Genomic DNA, 17,369 nt, shown 5'->3' with positions numbered 1-17,369 from the left:
AGGCCACGATCCACATCGCGGTGATCAATCAATGGCTACGACACAGTTGATGGCGGGCCACCGGCCCGCCATCAACACTTCGAGACAGAGCCTAGATCCCTTGGGAGCCGTCGAGGACGCGTTCGTGCGGGGCATCAGAACCGGCGGGGGTTAAGCGGGCCCACGGGAGAGCCCGGTCTGTCGTGTTGTTCGTCGGTCAGTTTGCGGATAGACATGCCCCTCCATGCTTCTTGCGGTTCACCCCACGAACGACCCCAGTGGTCCAGGACAGACGATCACCGCGACGGGGTACGTCAACTCCGACCGGCAACAGGTTACAAGCCAGCAGCCACGGCCGCTGCGGCATATCCAGGACTTGATCCATTCGACGTCCTGGCTTTACAGGTAGCACGGAAGACAACCGTCCTGTAATGGCACCCCTTTTGGTCAAGAGGGACTGCCCCGAGTTCGGTTGACTCGCTGACCTGCCCCAGGGTTTGGTTACCCATTTCGATGTGAAGATCGGTGCCAACTGAGAGGCTCTGATCTCATGCCCCGACCGTATCCGCCGGAGTTCTGCCTGCGCGCCGGCGCGCTCGTGCGGGCCGGAAAACCGATCACCACCGCTGCCGCCGAGTTAGGGATCAGCGCCGCGGCCCTGCACAACTGGGTCCGCCAGGACCAGATCGACCGAGGTGAACGCCCCGGCCGCAGCACCGTCGAGAACGCGGCACTGGCAAAGGCCAACAAGCGCATCCGCCAACTCGAAGCGGAGGTTCGAAATCCTTCGCAAGGCGGCAGGGTTGCTCGGGGAAATCCGGCCTGCCCCAAAAGGATTCACCCGGTAATCGACGTCCTCGTCGATGCCGGGCACCCGGCCAAGGTGTGCTGCCGCCTGCTGGGCGTCTCCGGGCCCGGCTACTACAAGTACCGGAATCGGCCCTTGTCACCTACGAAGATGCGCCGCCAATGGCTTATCGGGCTGATTTGTGAGGTCCACGGCGCGTCACGTCAAACCTATGGGTCACGACGAGTCCACGCGGAATTGACCCGGGGAATGGGCATCGTGGTCAGCGAAAACCTCGTCGCCGAACTCATGAGCCTGGCCGGCATCGCCGGACTGCCCGGGCCTGCCAAGGTCAAACGCCTGCGCGGCGTCGCGACCGCCGACGACCTGGTGCACCGCAAGTTTCATCGACTCAAGCCAAATGAGTTGTGGGTCACCGACATCACCGAACATCCCACGCGGGAAGGGAAGGTCTACTGCTGTGCGGTGATGGACACCTTCAGCCGCAAGATCGTCGGCTGGTCGATCGACAACTGCCAGGACTCGACCCTGGTCGTCAACGCCCTGGAGATGGCGATCAAGAACCGAAAGCCATTGCCAGGCGGGATTGTTCACGCCGATCACGGTGTCCAGTTCACATCCTGGGCGTTCACCAACAAGATCCGCACCACCGGACTGATGCCGTCGTTCGGCACCATCGGCGACGGCTACGACAACGCGATGATGGAATCGTTCTGGTCGAGCATGCAGATCGAGCTGCTGAACCGGAAGAAGTGGCGAACACGAGTCGACCTGGCGAACGCGATCTTCGACTACATCGAGATCTTCTATAACCGACAGCGGCGTCACTCTCAGCTCGACTACCTGTCGTCGACCGAGCACGAGTTACGCTACGAAGGCCAGTCCGCCACCGCCTGAGATTCACATCCTGGCAGGTAACGAAAGCTGGGGCAGGTCACGCGGGGTGTGGTGTGTCAGGCCGCGAGTGCGGGCTGATTGATTGTCTCAAATTCGATCGGTGTCAGGCGGCCGAGTCGGCGTTGCCGTCGACGGCGGTGGTAGGTCCGTTCGATCCTAATGACGATGGCCAGGCGCAGTTCCTCGCGGGTCGTCCAGTGCCGGCGGTTGCAACATAAGTAGTGTCGAGTAGCCGATGAGAGAGTAGTTGGCGGGGTCGTCGGAATACTGGTAGTCCGCGAGACTGTTGTGGATGGTTTCACGGCCCTTCGATACCGACAGATGGCCGGCGCTCGGTCACTTCGGCCCATATCATCACCACGAATACGGTCAGTCCTGCTGCACAGGCCGCGACCAGCAGCCACCAACCGACCGACATTTCGGCGAACGTCTGAACTGGCGCGATCCCCCGATCCCATGCGTCCAGCACAACGACCAGCGCCGCGGCCGAACCACTCGCGGCGGCAGCAGCTCCCACTGTTCGTCCGCTATCGGGCCGACCACTGATCAACAGGACCACCGCACCGACGGCCCCCAAAGCAGCGAGAAACAAGGGAAGGCCCAGCACCCGAAATGGTTCCAGCCCGGCCCAGACCCGCCCCGGCGAGCGGTGATACAAGGGTGCGAACGAACCCGCCACCAGTAACGCGGCGAAGACAAGCAGTGGCACCGTCGCTACGAAATCTAGAACCGAGTGTCCCGCTTGTCGCTGGTGTGCACCTACCACGGTGATTACGGCGCTCACCAGCGCCGCGGCGGCAATGAGTACGCACAACCACGAGCCGCTCCCGAAACCGATATCCATGCGAGTCAGCGTCGAGCGTACCGAGACGACGTTGAGGACCACGGTCAGCGCGGTCGTTCCTGAGAACCCGATCGCGGTGACGAGAAAATAGTCGCACAGCTCGACTTTCGGTGCCGCGCTCGGTGGCCAGCACTCCTGCGGCCATCGCCGCGGTGGCCGCTGCAGCGATGAACGCGTAGCCGAGCACATTTTGAGCAAGATCCGCAATAGACCCGCGTGAGGCGTACTTCCACGCCGTGCCCTCGCCGTCGTACTGGAATCCGGTCCCTCCGGGATCACCCGCGTGGTAGCTGATCAACGTCGTGAACGAAGCGACCACCAACAGTCCCGCGATACCGCTGAGCATTACCACTGTGACTGTATCCGCAACGGTGGGTGGGATCTTCGAGACATGTTGCGTGTCAGCCTCGTTATGGTCGCCAGCACGTGGCGGGTCGATACTCACAGCGACACGGTAGTCAACGTCACGGCGCATCGCAGTCAACGCCGCCGGCCATGATCATGAGGAGGATGTCGGAGCGACAGGTGACCGGTGTTCTTGGCGCGGCGGATGAGTTCGGCGGTTCCGGCGAGCGAGGATTCGCGGATCGCGGTGAAGTCCATGGCGCGGGGGTAGGTGGACATGAAGGCTTCGCAGAAGCCGTGGTCTTGTGCCTGTATCTCGCAGAGCGGCAAATAGCGCCGCCGCTTCCGTACTCAGCCGCGGATCGCTTCAATCCCGGGTCCGCGCGACATCCGGTAATCATCGTAAGACGTTTTGTGTCAGGCGGTTCGGGCGGTGCCCTTGGCTGTCGTAGTCCCGGCATAGCGGTAATGGGGTTGGTTCTCGGCAGCGTGTAATCGGGTTGCGTGACGACAGGTCGGGGCTGTCCGTGATTATCGGCGAGATCACCGAGGTGAAGGTTCGGCTCGGAGCTTGCACGGGATCCCAGCTGTAGCGCGCCACTGCAGCGAGCCAGAATGTGTGGTTGCCGCCGTCGCAGCAAGGATCACGGATCTGTGCGGGCGCTCCCGGCCGCAAGCCTGGAAGTGCGCGGAGAAACGTGCGCAGGTGCCGCGGTCGCGTTGGTCAGCCGTTCAGATTGGATGGGCGACACAGCCTTTCGACGCAGTGTATTGCCGACGGGCGGATGACTGGCGCGCTCGCTTTGGTGCGCGACCAATCCGGTACTGAGCTGGCATGCGGACATCAACGACCGTCCGGGGAGTAGCGGGCCGAGGTCGGCAGTATCCGCAATAGCCGCTGTGCGCGCCGAGCGAAGCGGCCACGTGGAGGTAGCCGGCGAGACCAGAGCCCCACGCAGGTTGGCACCGACCAGGTTGGCGTCGTGCAGGTCGACGGCATATAGACCAGCGTCGCTGGGGTCGGCACCGCTCAGGTCGATCAGCTTGCCCGGGTTGTCATTTCGCCACTTTTCGTGCATCTGGAATTATGCGAGCGACATCCAGGCTGGGAGCGTTGTTTAACCACTGGCGCAACAGGTTTGACTTTCTACGTGCACCGCGGCGGCGCGGCGATCGACCAGCCGATGCAGCGTGCGGATCGACCGCATGCGTCAGTGCGTGGAAGCCGGGTTGTCCGCGGCGAGGCTGCGGTAGACGATTTCGCGGATGGTCGCGGTGAGCCGATCGTAGTCGTCCGGGCTGGGGTCGGTGAGGCGGTAGGTGGCGGCGGCGAAGAGCATGCCGTTGACCGCGCGGGCGGCGCTGTCGACGTCGAGGTCGGGGCGGAAGTAGCCGGCGTCGACGCCGTGCTGCAGGTAGGCGGCCTGCAGGGCGGTGGCCAAGGTGTGGAACGACAGCACGCGCCGGGCCATTTCCTCGTCCACCGCCGCGGCCTGCAACAGCAGTAGCCGGATCGCGCGTAGGTCCGCGGTGAAGACCTCGGTGAGCGTGTCGGTGATGCGTTCGGCTTGGCGGCGATAGTCGCCCAGGCTCGCGGGTTCTTGCGGTGGGATGGCCGCGAGCGCGTCGGTCAGTCGTGCGATCAGGTCGTCCAGGACCTGGTCGAGGATGTCGCGTTTGCTCTGGAAGTACTGGTAGAAGGTGCCCTGCGCGACACCGACCTTGGTGACGATGTGTGAGATCGAGGTCGCGTGGTAGCCGCGTTCGGCGAAGCAATCGAAGGCCGCGTCCAGGATCTCGCGGCGGGTCTCCTGCTTGCGGCGCTCCATACGGGACAGGGGCTGAGCCATACCGAGATGCTATCCCAGTCAGAAAACGACTCATGAATCAAATATTGACTCGCCGTTCATTTTGGCGTTTCATTCTTGGTATGGCACAAAAGACCACCAGTACGTCGCCGATCACCGCCCGCGTCGAAGCACTGCGCGCACTGGCCGAGCACGATCTGCAGTCCGCCCAGGACGCCACCCTCGGCTGGTTCGCTCGGCTGACCCGCGATTTCGACAAGCCCGAAACCCAGATCGAGATCGAGGAACTGTTCGCCCTCGGCACCCCGCCGCAGCCGGTGGGTCCCTCTCGGGGGCACATCATCGGCTGGGGCGATTGGGACGGCATCGACGCTGTTGGCCGCGTGGTGTTCACGGTGGTCAGAGCGGTCTGCGACCGGATCGGTTCCGAGCGGTTCTGGCTGGGCAAGAAGTACAACCCGGCCGGCGACAGCACCAACCAGTTCACGACGCTGTTCGGCAGTGTCGCGCGGTTCCTCTTCCCTGGTGTGCTGAGCAGGACCGATGGTCTCTACGAGGGCCTGGACATGGTGACCTACGTCGAGGGCGCTTACTCCTCGCCCGGCACCCAGGCGCTGATCCTGGACTTTTCGCCGATCGAGTCGAATCCGAAGCAGGGCCGCAATATTCGCGACGAAGTGGTGCAGATCGTGCCGGGGGTGCACCTGGCCCGCAAGACTTGGCACAACGGCAAGGGCGGGTACCCGCTCATCGCGCACTGGTACGAGACGGTCGAGATCGCCGGGACGGCCCGATGACCCGGGCACGGTTGCGCGGGGCGAACGTCGCGATCACCGGCGGCGCCCGTGGTATCGGGCTGGCCACCGCGAAAGCCTTTGCCGCACAGGGAGCCCGCGTATACATCGGCGATCTCGACGCGGCGGCCGCCCAGTCGGCCGCGGCCGAGATCGGCGGTGCGGGCTATCGGCTGGACGTCCGGTCGCGCCAATCGTTCGCCGCGTTCCTCGCCGCGATCGACGGCCCCCTCGCGGTGCTGGTCAACAATGCCGGAATCATGCCGATGGGGCGGTTCACCGACGAGGACGATCTGGTCACCGACGCCATCCTCGACATCAACGTCAAGGGTGTACTGATCGGCACCAAACTGGCGCTGCCCGGCATGCTCGCACTCCGCGACGGCCACATCGTCAATGTTGCCTCCTACCTGGGTGAGGTGCCCGCGGCCGGATTGGCCTCCTATTGCGCCTCCAAACACGCGGTCATCGGGTTCACCGAATCGCTGCGCGACGAGCTGCACGGCACCGGCGTCACCGCCACCGCCGTCCTGCCGTCGGCGGTGCGCACCGATCTGGTCGCGGGCGTGCAACTGGGCGGGGTGCTGCCCACCGTCGATCCGGAACGCATTGCCGAAGCGGTGGTCGCCTCCTGCGCGCACCGGCGCACCCTGGTCGCGGTGCCGGGCTGGATGCGCTCCTACGAACTGGCCGCGGCGGTGTTGCCGGATCGGCTGCTCGCGGCGGTACGTGGCCGACTCACCCGCGACCGGGTACTCCATCGTCTCGACCTGAACGCCCGCGCCGGATACGACGCCCGGGTCCGCGGCGACGCCGCCCACCCCTGAACACCCTCGATTCTTCCAGGAGGCGGCAATGACGCTGCGCCACACCATCACCGGCATCTTCTGTGCGGCTCTGATCGTCGTACCGATCGCGGCCATCGCGCCTCCGGCTACGGCCGAACCCGGACCCGCGCTGCCGAGCTTCTATGACCCGCCCGCACCGATCCCGCCCGGCGACCCGGGCGATGTGATCCGCGCCGAGCCGATGTCACTGGCCTTACCGCTACCGGCACGCGCGACGCGGATCATGTATCGCAGCGTCGACCCCGCCGGTGCGGCGGTCGCCGTGACCGGAATCGTGTTCGACCCGACCACACCGTGGTCGGGCCCGGGCGTGCGGCCGCTGGTGAGTTTCGCGGTGGGAACTCAGGGACAAGGCGATCAATGCGCGCCCTCCCGCCTGTTCGGGCAGTTGGTGCACTACGTTCCGCCGCTGGATCTGATGGCCGAATACGACACCACCGCCGTCACCGAACTATTGGCGCGTGGCGCCGCAGTCGTGGTCACCGACTACCAGGGACTGGGAACACCGGGCACACACACCTTCCTGAACGCGACCGCCGAGGCCAACGCCGTCATCGACGCCGCCCGCGCCGCACAGCGACTGCCCGGATCGACCATTCCCGCCGCAGGCCCGGTCCTGTTCTGGGGGTACTCACAAGGCGGCCACGCGGCGGGCGCGGCCGCCGAACGCGTCGGCGAGTACGCCCCCGAACTCGATCTCCGCGCCAGCTACGTCGGCGCGCCACCCGCCTCGCTGATGGACCTCGGCGCTTACGCCGATGGCACCGCACTCAGCGGCGCGTTCGGATACATGCTCAACTCGATGCGGGCGGTATACCCCGACACCATCGAGGTCCTCGACGCCGCACTCAACGATGAAGGCAAGCGGATGCTCGAGGAATCCGCCGGCCAATGCGCCGCGGAATCGGTACTGCGCCACGGATTCCGACGCTCCCAAACCTGGACCACCAGCGGACGCCCACTCTTCCCCGACGTCATCGCCTCCGACCCACGCACCCTCGACGCCGTAGCAGAACAGAATCTCGGCAACCGCCGACCCACCGCACCAATCCTGGTGCTCACCGGGGACAACGACGACATCGTGCCCGCCGCCCCCGCCCGCGCACTTGTCACCCGATGGTGCGCCCTCGGCGCCATCGTCCAACTGATCGACCTGAGCGCCATCCCGCCAATACTGCCCGGCACCATCATCGGACACGGCATCAACAGCATCGCCTTCCAACTCACCACCGCCATCCCCTGGCTCGATGACCGCCTCGCCGACCGTCCCGCACCCACCAGCTGCGGCCCAGCATGACCTGAGCGGTCATGACGTATGCCTGCGAACGTAGACAACATCTTCGAGGTTGTCATCGGCGTAGGCGGCCGCGTTGGTGAGGTGTCCATCGTATGGCCCGACCTTCGTCACGGCCTTGCCGTCGCGCAGCACCAATCTGCAGTCCGTGCTCAGGCTCCCAGTCGCACTCGAACTCCAGCGAGACATACACTCGCCGGTCACCCGAGGACAGGCGCCGCACGACGACGGCACCCGCACTTCCCAGCTGTATGTGGTCGAAAACAGCCTCCTCGGTAGCGATTTCGACAAACCAATCGTCGTCTCCGGCGGCGAGAACGTCAGCAGTGACATCGAGGTAGTAGGCGAACACCGCTGCGGCGCAGTGCAACAGCGCGTTGGGCTCTAGCACCAGGAAGTTCTGAACAGCGACCTCGAAATCCTGCGGCGCCGGGTCATCGTCGCTGAGTTCGACCAGCACGCTGTGCCTGCATGCCAAGACTGGCACTGTGACGGGACTGCTTGTGTAGCAGCCCGATAGATGGTCGTAACGCAGTTCGCCGATGCCGGGGATCTCCACGCCGTCGGACGCTAACAGGCCGCTCCGACAAGCGGATCGACTGGCGTCGACATCGCCATGGTGACCGGGCATCGGCTCAGAGGCGCTCCAGGTAGCGGTGGTCGGGTTTCGCGGGCGCCCCGCGCAAGTGGGTGTCGATGCGCCGGTCCGGGGACTCGTCGGCTTAGGGTCGAAGATCGTTGGCGCGCTGTTCCCCGCTCGGAATCGATCGAATAAAGAACGAAGAACACTTCGAAGGAGCGATGATGCCGCCGAGCGGGTATCCAGCGATTCCACGTCGTACGGTGCTGACCGGTCTCGCGGTCGGAGCCGTGATTGCGGCTGGAGGTTCCGCGGCGGCGAAGCCGTCGGCCCCGCTGCTGATCGAGGTGGCGGCCGGGACGGGGGCGGGTTCGACGCGGATATCGGCGTTCGACGCGGCGGCCCGGGCGGTGGGCGCGGCGAATATGAACCTGATCCATCTGTCGTCGGTGATCCCGCCGGGAGCCGATGTGGTGCGCGCGGAGCGCCTCCGCATGCCGATGGTGTGGGGTGACCGTTTGTATTGCGTCTACGCGGCAGCGTTTGCCGAGCGGGTGGGGGAGCGTGCCGCGGCCGGGTTGGGCTGGGTGCACCGGCAGGACGGTTCTGGGGCGGGGTTGTTCGTCGAGCACACCGCTGAGAACGTCGAGGAGGTGGAGCGGCTGATCCAGGCGAGTCTCGGCGACATGACAGCTGGGCGACCAGAGCCGTTCGGCCCGGTGGAGCTCAGTGTCGTGGAAGCGGGCTGTCGTAGGGATCCGGTCTGCGCTCTCGTGCTTGCCGCGTATCAGACCAGCACCTGGGGGTAGGCAACTGACAGCTAGTGCCAAGGGTCGGGAGAGGCTGGAAATGGCGGGTGGCATCGCGGTGATGACGGGCAAGGGCATGGCTCAGATTCCGGGTGGGACGTTCGTGATGGGTTCCGAGGTCTTCTTTCCGGAGGAGCAGCCGGTGCGCCGAGTGGACGTGGAGTCCTTCTGGATCGACACGCACCCGGTCACCAACGCCGCGTTCAGTCGATTCGTGCGCGACACCGGATATGTGACGGTGGCCGAACGGGAACTCGACCTCGCCGACTTCCCCGGGGCCGACCCCGCCGACCTGCATCCGGGGGCGCTGGTGTTCCAGCTGGCGGATGCCCCTGTGCCACTGGATGATTGGCGGCGGTGGTGGTCGTATGTGCCCGGTGCGAGCTGGCGTCATCCGGGCGGGCCCGGGACGAACCTGGACGGGCGTAACCACCACCCGGTCACCCACGTCGCCCATGCCGACGCTGCGGCGTATGCCGAATGGGCGGGGAAGACGCTTCCGAGTGAAGCGCAATGGGAATATGCCGCCCGCGGTGGCCTCGAGGGGGCGGCCTACAGCTGGGGCGCGGAATTCGCACCGCGTGGTCGGCGGATGGCGAATACCTGGATGGGCCGGTTCCCGTGGGAGTTCCTGCCGGGCAGGGGCCAGGGGGCGCGGCCCGGAACCACCAAGGTCGGTACCTATCCGCCCAACGGGTACGGATTGTTCGACATGACCGGCAATGTTTGGGAGTGGACCACCGACTACTTCCAGCCACGCGATCGGGCTCCCGCGGGTTCGTGCTGCGGCCCCGACCGGCCACCGATGCCGTTGCCCGGTGAGCGATTTCCGCATCGGGTGATCAAGGGCGGCTCATACCTGTGCGCGCCGAACTACTGCCTGCGCTACCGGCCCGCCGCACGTCAGGGCCAGTCCGAGGACACCGCGACCTGTCATCTCGGGTTCCGCTGCGTCCTTCCTGTCTGACGGACCTCGGGCAGTTCGATGCAGTGCATGCCGTTTGCTCGTGCGCCGGAGTGGCAGCGACGGCCACCGCCCTCTGAGCCATAGTCTGCGGCTATGACTTCGTCCGATGGGCAGAATTCGCCGAAGGAATCCGAGTCGAAGACCGAGCGTGACCGACTATCCAGGCGGTCGATCCTGGGTGGTTTCGCCGCGGCCGGCATGGGCGCCGCCGCCCTGCCGCTGATAGCCGCCTGCGGTAGCGATGACAAGAACGGCCCGCCCGGTTACGGGACCGGCATCAACGATGGTTTCGACGGCGACATCGAACTCGACGTCCGGGATTCGAAACCGGACTGGAAACCCTTCGAGGTCAAGAAGGCTCCCGAGGGCGCACCCAACGTCCTGGTGGTGCTCTACGACGACACCGGCCTAGCGGCCTGGTCACCCTATGGCGGCCGGATCAACATGCCGACGATGCAGCGACTGGCCGACAACGGCGTCACCTACACCCAGTGGCATACCACCGCGCTGTGCTCGCCGACCCGCTCCACCATGCTCACCGGCCGCAATCACCACGTGAACCGCTTCGCGGCGATCACCGAGGCCACCAACGGTTTTCCCGGCGCGGCAGGCCGCCTGCCCGCCCAGTGCGCGACGGTCGGTCAGGTGCTCCAGGACAACGGTTACAGCACCTTCTGGGTCGGCAAGAACCACAACGTCCCCGAAGAGGACGTCTCCAGCGGCGGCTCGAAATCGGAGTGGCCGCTGGCCAAGGGCTTTGATCGCTATTACGGATTCCTGGGCGGCGAGACCAACCAGTGGTATCCCGACCTGACCGAGGACAATCGGTTCATCGACCAGCCCGCCCAGCCCGAGGACGGCTATCACCTCTCGAAGGACCTGGCCGACAACGCGATCAAGATACTGCGCGATCAGCGTTCCACGAACCCCTCCAAGCCCTGGTACATGTGGTTCTGCCCCGGCGCGAACCACGCGCCGCACCATAGTCCGGCCGAATACGCCGACAAGTACAAAGGCCAGTTCGACGACGGTTACGAGGCGTACCGGGACTGGGTGCTCGAGCGCATGATCGACAAGGGCATCATGCCGGAGAACACCCGGCTCACACCACTCAACCCGTTGCCGAAAGAGGTTGCGGTGGAGGCGGATACGGTGCGCCCGTGGGATTCGCTCAACGCCGACGAGAAACGACTGTTCGCGCGCATGGCCGAGGTGTATGCCGGGTTCTCCGAGTACACCGACGCCCAGGTCGGCCGGGTCATCGACTTCCTGGAACAGACCGGGCAGATGGACAACACCGTCATCTTCTACGCCGCGGACAACGGCGCCTCGGGCGAGGGATCGCCGAACGGTTCGGTCAACGAGAACAAGTTCTTCAATGGCTATCCCGACGATCTGGCCGAGAACATGAAATACCTCGACACCCTCGGCACTCCCGCGACCTACAACCACTATCCGACCGGATGGGCGGCGGCGTTCTCGACGCCGTTCCAGATGTTCAAGCGCTACGCCCAGTTCGCCGGCGGCACGGCCGATCCGCTCGTGATCCACTGGCCCAAGGGCATCAAGGCCAAAGGCGAGATCCGCCACCAGTACCACCACTGCACCGACATCGTGCCCACCATCTACGACGTCACCGGACTGGAAATGCCCGAGACCTTCCGCGGGGTGAAACAGTATCCGCTCAACGGTGTTTCGATGCGCTACACCTTCGACGACGCCGACGCCGCCACCAAGAAGGAACGTCAGTACTACGCGATGCTGGGCACCCGCGGAATCTGGGTGGACGGCTGGAAAGCCTCGGCGGTTCACGCCGCGATCAGTGGCAAAGGCCACTTCGATGACGACAAATGGGAGCTGTACCACGTCGACGAGGATCGCTCGGAATCGAAGAATCTCGCCGAGGAGAACCCGGACAAGCTGAAGGAACTGATCGACGCTTGGAACGAGGAGGCGAAGAACAATTATGTTCTGCCCCTGGACGATCGCACCGCGGTCGAACAGCTCGGCGTCGACCGCCCGCAGGCCGAACCGCCCCGGGATCGGTACGTCTACTATCCCGATGCCGCTCCGGTTCCGGAGGGTGTCGCGGTCAATATCCGCGGTAAGTCCTACAAGGTGCTGGCCGCTCTCGATGTCAAGGACAACGCCGAAGGCGTGATCTTCGCCCATGGTTCCCGGTTCGGCGGGCACAGCCTGTTCGTCAAGGACGGCCAGGTGCACTACGTCTACAACTTCCTGGGAATCGCCCCCGAGCAGGACTTCACCGCCGCCGCGCCCTTGACCCCGGGCAAACACACGGTGGGCATGGAGTTCACCCGTGAAAAAGCCGGGGAGAACGGCGAATCCGTCGGCACCACCAAGCTCTACCTCGACGGGACACCGGTCGGCGACGGCCCGATGCGCGCGCAGACCGGCAAGTTCACCCTCGCCGGTGACGGCCTGTGCGTCGGCTACGACAGCGGCGACGCCGTCTCCTCGCAATACAAGACCCCGGGCACCTTCGCCGGCGGCACCATCCGGAGCGTCACCATCGACACCGGCAAAGACTCCTACGCCGACCTGCAAAAAGACGCCGCCGCCGCACTCAGCGAGAACTAGGAGAGGACATCCATGTCAGCGTCACTATCGGCGGGTCTGGTCGAGTTGGGTTCCGCGGCACTGGTTTTGGCCGACGAGGTCACCAGTATCGCGGTCAACGTCGTCTACATCCTCAGCGTGTTCGGACTGGTGTAAGCCCCGGCGCCACGCGCCGCCCTCTCGACCAAGGAGCTGTCATGAAAGCCCTCACACACACCCTTGCCGCCGTGGCGGCGGTATTGGCCGCACTGCCACTTGCCGCCGGTACTGTCGCCGCCGATCCTGAGATCGCGCCTCCGAACTGCATGGTGCCCGAAGACCCGACTGGTCAGATGTTGATCATGTGGGGCAATACCGCGGCGGTCCCCGCCGGGATCCGAGGCGACAACCTCACCCTGGTCCGCTTCACCGCTCCCGGCGCGTACCGGTATTCGGTGGTCGGGGTCAGCGGATGGCAGGAAGCCACCTACACCCGCGAGAATCCCGCCCCTGGTGTTTCGGTCTTCCACAGCACTGCCCACACCGCACCGGAGCCGACCGACTACACCATCACTCTGAACTGCCGCACCAACACCACCGGCAACTACCAGTACACCACCCCGGCAATGCCGGAACCGATCAACTCCGACGCACCGACCGTCTACCGGTTCACACCGCTGGCCAACTGATCGGAGATGTCGGTACCCGCAGGCACAATGCGGGACATGGAAAACGGTGACAACGACGCTGGTCGGCCCGCCCCGGCTGTGAACAGCTGGAAGGTGGGTCTGACCTGCGTCGCGGTCGTCGCGACCGCCTATCTCATCGCCTGGCTGGTGTTCGAGCCGCAGCCCACGGCTCGGGCCAAGAGTTCCTATGTGACTCCGCCCGTCGCGTTTCCGGTGCAGATCCCGGGTTGCGATGTCGTAGAACCCCCGCGGGACAGGCAAACGTTCGGGTTCGTTCATTCCCGCACCCACGAATACGACAATCCGTCCTATCCGTGGTTCTCCGGTCCCAAGGCGGGCGCGATGACGCGGGCGCTGCAGGACGCGCTGCCCAGTGCTGTCGAGATCGCCTTCGCCCCGGTATCGCACTCGCTGGTGTTCCAGCCGATCCTCGGCGATCCCGTGCAGAACAAGGGATTCGGCGGCTGGACCGAAGCGGACGCCACGCTGCTGCGCGACGACCGAGAGGGCGCGCTGTCGGTGACCGTGCGGCAAGCCACCAAGCCGATTCCGTCGTGTGTCGCCGGCGAGCTCGATGAGCGGCGCCACCTTCCCGACGGCACGATCGTCGATACCCATGACTCTTGGTACGAGCTGAAAGGGGCGCGCACCCTTACGCGCAACGCCACCGCGTACAAACCCGACGGATCCGTCCTGCACGCCAACGCCTCCGATCGAGCCGCTGAGACAAGCGGCCGTCCCCGCGCCATCCCCTTGGCCATCGACGAGCTCGTCACGCTCGTGACCGATCCCGCACTCCGCATCAGTACGCCGGTTCCGCCCGGAACGCCGAGCCCGCCCGAGGTCTGCCTGCTCTACTCGAAATCCGGTCCGGTAATCGATCAGGCCCAGGCCCGTCGGTGGGATGCGGTGCTGGCGCAGATCCCGCTCGACGGTGCGACCCTGGACCGGCCTCTGGGGGCGCTGCGACAAGGCGAGATGGGCGGCGGCGTCTGCCAGGCGGTGCAAGTGACCACGCCCGGCAGGGACTCACGATTGGCCATCACGATCAGCATCGAGCAACCCCTCTCGCAGGAGCCCGATACTTCCTCGTCGGCCGGCACTAGGCGGCGGCTGCCGGACGGGAGTGTGGTCGAGACCCACGAAGAGCGAAGCGCGGCGCTGGCGTCCCCGCCGCGAACCGACCGCACGGTCACCGTCACCCGCCCGTCCGGCACGAAGATCACCATCTCCTTCGCCAACGCCCCTGCCGAGCTCCTGCCGCTAGCGCAGCTCGAGGAGATCGCCCTGAACCCGGGATTCGACGTGTCGCGATAAGGTCGATCCCGACACGGCAACGATCGATCCATGGATGATGTTGTTGTGCTTGCTGATCCGAATCGCGGAGCGGTATTCGTCGACTACATAGGCCTTTTCGTGCCGTTCGGTGTGATAGTCGCGGCGGCGATGGCAGCGGCTGTTTCGTTGTGGAACGACCGCAGAACACCATACGGTGACCTCGAGTCCTTGATTGCGATCGCGAAGGATTGGCCCGACTCCGTGGCGGGCCGCGACGATATCGAGGCGGCCATCGAGGTCCAACTGGCGCGGGTGCGCCGTGCCAACGGCATCGCCAACCCCAGCTCGGCGAGCCGCCGAGCCGAGCGCGCCATGCGTGCGGGCTCGCGATGGATAGTTCTCCGCTTCCTCGGCACCTTCCTCGTGTTGTGGGTCTTCTCGGTCGCGTACGCGTACAGCATCGGCCGAACCGGATGGGACGGCCGCATCGAGCCGCCCTGGTTCTTCTGGACGCTGATGGCACTGACCGTCATCAGCACGGTTGCTCTGATGAGTGAGATCGCCGCCTTGTTCAGCGGTAGCTCGGCAGTACGGATGCTGGCTGGATTCCTGCGAACGCACCGCGGCAGGTGAGGGACTCGGCGTCGAGCTTCTGATGGACGCAGGTTCTTGCCCGATTTCGGGCAAGAAAGTTGCCGTAGCCGTGATTCGGCTGCCAAGGTGGTCGGCGTGCCTGCTGCCGACGAACCGCTGCGTGATCTGGTGCGCCATGTCGCAGGATCCACGGGGCTGCCGATCGGCGTCGCCGCGCGCGTGGTCGCGGATGTCCTCGCCTACTTCGACGAGACGACCGAAGACTATGTGCGGCGCAGGCACTCGGAACTACATGCCCGGGGACGCAAGAACGCCGAGATCTGGGCGCAACTGATCGCGGAACTCGGTGCGCGTCCGACGCGCGCCGGCGAGCTGACCGAACGGCAGCTGCGTCGCATCGTTTACGGGTGACGGTCCCGGCAACCACGACCGAAGGGGACAGACATGTGCGGAATCGTCGGCTACGTCGGGCACAAAGCGGCGACACCGATGCTGTTGGAGGGTTTACGGCGGCTGGAGTATCGCGGATACGACTCCGCGGGCATCGCCGTGATCCACCGCGGCCGGATGAAGATCATCAAAGCCGCTGTGCGCGTCGATGAGCTGCGTGAGCTGGTCGGTACGCCCGGCCCCGGGACGATCGGGATCGGGCACACCCGGTGGGCCACCCACGGCGGGCCTTCCGAGGCCAATGCCCACCCGCACTTCGACACCTCGAAACGAATCGCGGTGGTGCACAACGGGATCATCGAGAACGCCGACATGCTGCGTGCCAAACTCGCCGCCGCCGGGGTGACGTTCGCCTCCGAAACGGACACCGAGACCATCGCGCATCTGGTGGCGGCCGCGTGGCAGGCGGGCGCGGCCTCCCTGGAAGACGCTGTGCGCACCGCACTTTCGGAAGTCGAGGGCGCCTACGGCCTGGCCGTCCTCGACGCGCGGTATCCGGAGGAGATGGTGGTGGCGCGCAACGGCAGCCCGATCGTGCTGGGCATCGGGGAGGGCGAGATGTTCGTGGCCTCCGACGTGGCGGCCCTGGTACGCCACACCCAGCGGGTGGTGTTCCTCGACGACGGCGAACTCGCCACCGTGACGGCTGCCGACTTCCGCACCAGCACACTGCAATCGGTGCGCACTGCGAAGACGCCGACCATCCTCGACGTCGACGACGCCCGTTACGGTCTCGGTGGTCACGCCGACTACATGCACAAGGAGATCAGCGAACAGCCCGAGGCCATCGGCCGGGCGCTGCTCGGCCGAGTCGACGAACGTTTCGCGACGGCACGTTTGGACGGTTTGCGTTTGGACGCCCGAGAGCTGCGGGCGGTTCGGCGCGTGAAGTTCCTCGGCTGTGGTTCCGCGTACTACGCCGGTCAGCTGGGCGCGAATCTGATCGAAGAACTGGCACGGCTGCCCGCCGACGCCGAACCCGCCTCGGAGTTCCGCTACCGCAACCCCGTCGTCGAGCACGACACGCTCTATGTCGTGGTCAGCCAATCCGGTGAAACCGCAGACACTTTGGCCGCCGTGGAAGAGCTCAAGCGTAAAGGCGGGCAGGTGATCGGCGTCGTCAACGCCGTGGGCAGTGCGATTGCCCGGGAATGCGGTCGCGGGATCTTCCTGCACGCCGGACCGGAGGTGTCGGTGGCTTCCACCAAGGCGCTGACCAACATGAGCGTCTGCTTCGCGCTGCTCGCGACGTTGCTCGGACGCGTCCGAGATCTCGGGGTGGCCGACGGGGCGCGCATTGTCTCCGCGTTGTCGGCCCTGCCCGGCCAGATCACCGACATCCTCGAGCAGGAGAACGAAATCGCCACTGCGGCCAGGCAGTTCAAAGATGCCCGGGGCATGTTCTTCATCGGCCGGGTCCGCTGCTGGCCGGTCGCCCGGGAAGGCGCTCAGAAACTCAAGGAGATCTCCTACGTACACGCCGAGGCCTATCAAGCCGCCGAACTCAAACACGGCCCCCTGGCGTTGATCGACTCGGGTATGCCCTCGGTCGTCCTCATTCCCGACGATGAACTCCTCAGCAAGAACATCGCCACCATCGAACAGATCAAAGCCCGTGGCGGGCCGATCATCGCCATCACCAACACCGACCTGCCGGAAGGCCTCGCGGACAAGGTGATTCGCGTTCCCCGCAGCACCCGGGAACTGGACCCGATCCTGCTGACAGTGCCCCTGCAACTCTTCGCCTACCACCTCGCCCGCGCCCTCGACCGCGACATCGACAAGCCCCGCAACCTCGCCAAAAGCGTCACCGTCGAATGACGGCA

18 protein-coding genes and 1 pseudogene are annotated in these 17,369 nt (G+C 65.4%); 13 read left to right on the top strand and 6 right to left on the bottom strand.

Features of this window, described 5'->3' with window-relative positions; all coding sequences use genetic code 11:
• The first annotated feature begins 529 nt into the window (after nucleotides 1-529).
• Nucleotides 530-1,684 (top strand): IS3 family transposase, encoded by a 1,155-nt coding sequence (locus tag AB0M14_RS36485; RefSeq protein WP_365004327.1) that lies wholly within the window; start codon nucleotides 530-532, stop codon nucleotides 1,682-1,684.
• Between the two features lie 56 nt (nucleotides 1,685-1,740).
• Here AB0M14_RS36485 and AB0M14_RS36480 read toward each other — a convergent pair.
• The 5 genes and pseudogenes from AB0M14_RS36480 to AB0M14_RS36460 all read right to left on the bottom strand — a co-directional run.
• Nucleotides 1,741-1,893, bottom strand: a pseudogene (locus tag AB0M14_RS36480) (IS3 family transposase); the annotation flags it as partial.
• Nucleotides 1,894-1,982: 89 nt separating this feature from the next.
• The gene (locus tag AB0M14_RS36475) at nucleotides 1,983-2,528 is read right to left on the bottom strand and encodes a hypothetical protein (RefSeq protein ID WP_365004324.1); all 546 of its coding nucleotides are present in this window, start codon (nucleotides 2,526-2,528) and stop codon (nucleotides 1,983-1,985) included.
• A 480-nt stretch (nucleotides 2,529-3,008) separates the two neighbouring features.
• Nucleotides 3,009-3,131 carry a hypothetical protein gene (locus tag AB0M14_RS36470; RefSeq protein WP_365004321.1) on the bottom strand — a complete coding sequence of 41 codons (123 nt, stop codon included), beginning with the start codon at nucleotides 3,129-3,131 and terminating at the stop codon, nucleotides 3,009-3,011.
• Nucleotides 3,132-3,517: 386 nt separating this feature from the next.
• Complete coding sequence (locus AB0M14_RS36465) at nucleotides 3,518-3,952, bottom strand: pentapeptide repeat-containing protein (protein WP_365004318.1); 435 nt, start codon at nucleotides 3,950-3,952, stop codon at nucleotides 3,518-3,520.
• A 132-nt stretch (nucleotides 3,953-4,084) separates the two neighbouring features.
• Nucleotides 4,085-4,723: a TetR/AcrR family transcriptional regulator gene (locus tag AB0M14_RS36460; protein ID WP_365004315.1), complete on the bottom strand. Its 639-nt coding sequence runs from the start codon at nucleotides 4,721-4,723 to the stop codon at nucleotides 4,085-4,087.
• A gap of 80 nt (nucleotides 4,724-4,803) precedes the next feature.
• Between AB0M14_RS36460 and AB0M14_RS36455 the strand changes: the two genes are divergently transcribed.
• From AB0M14_RS36455 to AB0M14_RS36445, 3 genes are read left to right on the top strand one after another with little or no spacing between them, the layout of a single operon-like run.
• On the top strand, nucleotides 4,804-5,478 hold the full coding sequence (locus AB0M14_RS36455; protein ID WP_365004312.1) for a hypothetical protein: 675 nt from the start codon (nucleotides 4,804-4,806) through the stop codon (nucleotides 5,476-5,478).
• Nucleotides 5,475-6,302 (top strand): SDR family oxidoreductase, encoded by an 828-nt coding sequence (locus tag AB0M14_RS36450; RefSeq protein WP_365004309.1) that lies wholly within the window; start codon nucleotides 5,475-5,477, stop codon nucleotides 6,300-6,302. The genes AB0M14_RS36455 and AB0M14_RS36450 overlap by 4 nt, the downstream gene beginning before the upstream one ends.
• Nucleotides 6,303-6,330: 28 nt before the next feature.
• Nucleotides 6,331-7,620, top strand: a complete 1,290-nt coding sequence (locus AB0M14_RS36445) for a lipase family protein (RefSeq protein WP_365004306.1) — start codon at nucleotides 6,331-6,333, stop codon at nucleotides 7,618-7,620.
• 52 nt (nucleotides 7,621-7,672) lie between these two features.
• On the opposite strand, the gene AB0M14_RS36440 is transcribed toward AB0M14_RS36445, so the two are convergent.
• Entirely contained in the window at nucleotides 7,673-8,176 is a 504-nt protein-coding gene (locus AB0M14_RS36440; RefSeq protein ID WP_365004303.1) for a hypothetical protein, read from the bottom strand.
• 245 nt (nucleotides 8,177-8,421) lie between these two features.
• On the opposite strand from AB0M14_RS36440, the gene AB0M14_RS36435 reads away from it, so the two are divergent.
• From AB0M14_RS36435 to glmS, 9 genes are all read left to right on the top strand, one after another.
• On the top strand, nucleotides 8,422-9,006 hold the full coding sequence (locus tag AB0M14_RS36435; RefSeq protein WP_365004300.1) for a pyruvoyl-dependent arginine decarboxylase: 585 nt from the start codon (nucleotides 8,422-8,424) through the stop codon (nucleotides 9,004-9,006).
• A gap of 76 nt (nucleotides 9,007-9,082) precedes the next feature.
• Entirely contained in the window at nucleotides 9,083-9,973 is an 891-nt protein-coding gene (locus AB0M14_RS36430) for a formylglycine-generating enzyme family protein (RefSeq protein WP_365004342.1), read from the top strand.
• A 93-nt stretch (nucleotides 9,974-10,066) separates the two neighbouring features.
• Nucleotides 10,067-12,574 (top strand): arylsulfatase, encoded by a 2,508-nt coding sequence (locus AB0M14_RS36425; RefSeq protein WP_365004297.1) that lies wholly within the window; start codon nucleotides 10,067-10,069, stop codon nucleotides 12,572-12,574.
• 12 nt (nucleotides 12,575-12,586) lie between these two features.
• Nucleotides 12,587-12,709: a hypothetical protein gene (locus tag AB0M14_RS36420; protein WP_365004295.1), complete on the top strand. Its 123-nt coding sequence runs from the start codon at nucleotides 12,587-12,589 to the stop codon at nucleotides 12,707-12,709.
• 41 nt (nucleotides 12,710-12,750) lie between these two features.
• On the top strand, nucleotides 12,751-13,221 hold the full coding sequence (locus AB0M14_RS36415; RefSeq protein WP_365004292.1) for a hypothetical protein: 471 nt from the start codon (nucleotides 12,751-12,753) through the stop codon (nucleotides 13,219-13,221).
• 36 nt (nucleotides 13,222-13,257) lie between these two features.
• Nucleotides 13,258-14,538, top strand: coding sequence for a hypothetical protein (locus AB0M14_RS36410; RefSeq protein ID WP_365004289.1), 1,281 nt, complete (start codon nucleotides 13,258-13,260; stop codon nucleotides 14,536-14,538).
• Nucleotides 14,539-14,637: 99 nt separating this feature from the next.
• On the top strand, nucleotides 14,638-15,132 hold the full coding sequence (locus AB0M14_RS36405) for a hypothetical protein (protein ID WP_365004286.1): 495 nt from the start codon (nucleotides 14,638-14,640) through the stop codon (nucleotides 15,130-15,132).
• Between the two features lie 96 nt (nucleotides 15,133-15,228).
• Nucleotides 15,229-15,504, top strand: coding sequence for a hypothetical protein (locus AB0M14_RS36400; RefSeq protein WP_365004283.1), 276 nt, complete (start codon nucleotides 15,229-15,231; stop codon nucleotides 15,502-15,504).
• A 33-nt stretch (nucleotides 15,505-15,537) separates the two neighbouring features.
• Nucleotides 15,538-17,364 (top strand): glutamine--fructose-6-phosphate transaminase (isomerizing), encoded by a 1,827-nt coding sequence (gene glmS, locus AB0M14_RS36395; RefSeq protein WP_365004280.1) that lies wholly within the window; start codon nucleotides 15,538-15,540, stop codon nucleotides 17,362-17,364.
• Nucleotides 17,365-17,369: the final 5 nt, after the last annotated feature.

The sequence above is a fragment of the Nocardia sp. NPDC051832 genome (assembly GCF_040681285.1).
GTDB lineage: Bacteria > Actinomycetota > Actinomycetes > Mycobacteriales > Mycobacteriaceae > Nocardia.
The sequence above is the reverse complement of the archived record's forward strand: the minus strand, read 5'-3'. Positions and strand labels throughout refer to the sequence as shown.

What these genes read in the sequence shown, in the direction of transcription:
- AB0M14_RS36485 (WP_365004327.1), top strand. Translation starts at nt 530, where the DNA reads ATGCCCCGACCGTATCCGCCGGAGTTCTGCCTGCGCGCCGGCGCGCTC.
- AB0M14_RS36475 (WP_365004324.1), bottom strand. Translation starts at nt 2,528, where the DNA reads ATGGATATCGGTTTCGGGAGCGGCTCGTGGTTGTGCGTACTCATTGCC.
- AB0M14_RS36470 (WP_365004321.1), bottom strand. Translation starts at nt 3,131, where the DNA reads ATGGACTTCACCGCGATCCGCGAATCCTCGCTCGCCGGAACCGCCGAA.
- AB0M14_RS36465 (WP_365004318.1), bottom strand. Translation starts at nt 3,952, where the DNA reads ATGCACGAAAAGTGGCGAAATGACAACCCGGGCAAGCTGATCGACCTG.
- AB0M14_RS36460 (WP_365004315.1), bottom strand. Translation starts at nt 4,723, where the DNA reads ATGGCTCAGCCCCTGTCCCGTATGGAGCGCCGCAAGCAGGAGACCCGC.
- AB0M14_RS36455 (WP_365004312.1), top strand. Translation starts at nt 4,804, where the DNA reads ATGGCACAAAAGACCACCAGTACGTCGCCGATCACCGCCCGCGTCGAA.
- AB0M14_RS36450 (WP_365004309.1), top strand. Translation starts at nt 5,475, where the DNA reads ATGACCCGGGCACGGTTGCGCGGGGCGAACGTCGCGATCACCGGCGGC.
- AB0M14_RS36445 (WP_365004306.1), top strand. Translation starts at nt 6,331, where the DNA reads ATGACGCTGCGCCACACCATCACCGGCATCTTCTGTGCGGCTCTGATC.
- AB0M14_RS36435 (WP_365004300.1), top strand. Translation starts at nt 8,422, where the DNA reads ATGCCGCCGAGCGGGTATCCAGCGATTCCACGTCGTACGGTGCTGACC.
- AB0M14_RS36430 (WP_365004342.1), top strand. Translation starts at nt 9,083, where the DNA reads ATGGCTCAGATTCCGGGTGGGACGTTCGTGATGGGTTCCGAGGTCTTC.
- AB0M14_RS36425 (WP_365004297.1), top strand. Translation starts at nt 10,067, where the DNA reads ATGACTTCGTCCGATGGGCAGAATTCGCCGAAGGAATCCGAGTCGAAG.
- AB0M14_RS36420 (WP_365004295.1), top strand. Translation starts at nt 12,587, where the DNA reads ATGTCAGCGTCACTATCGGCGGGTCTGGTCGAGTTGGGTTCCGCGGCA.
- AB0M14_RS36415 (WP_365004292.1), top strand. Translation starts at nt 12,751, where the DNA reads ATGAAAGCCCTCACACACACCCTTGCCGCCGTGGCGGCGGTATTGGCC.
- AB0M14_RS36410 (WP_365004289.1), top strand. Translation starts at nt 13,258, where the DNA reads ATGGAAAACGGTGACAACGACGCTGGTCGGCCCGCCCCGGCTGTGAAC.
- glmS (WP_365004280.1), top strand. Translation starts at nt 15,538, where the DNA reads ATGTGCGGAATCGTCGGCTACGTCGGGCACAAAGCGGCGACACCGATG.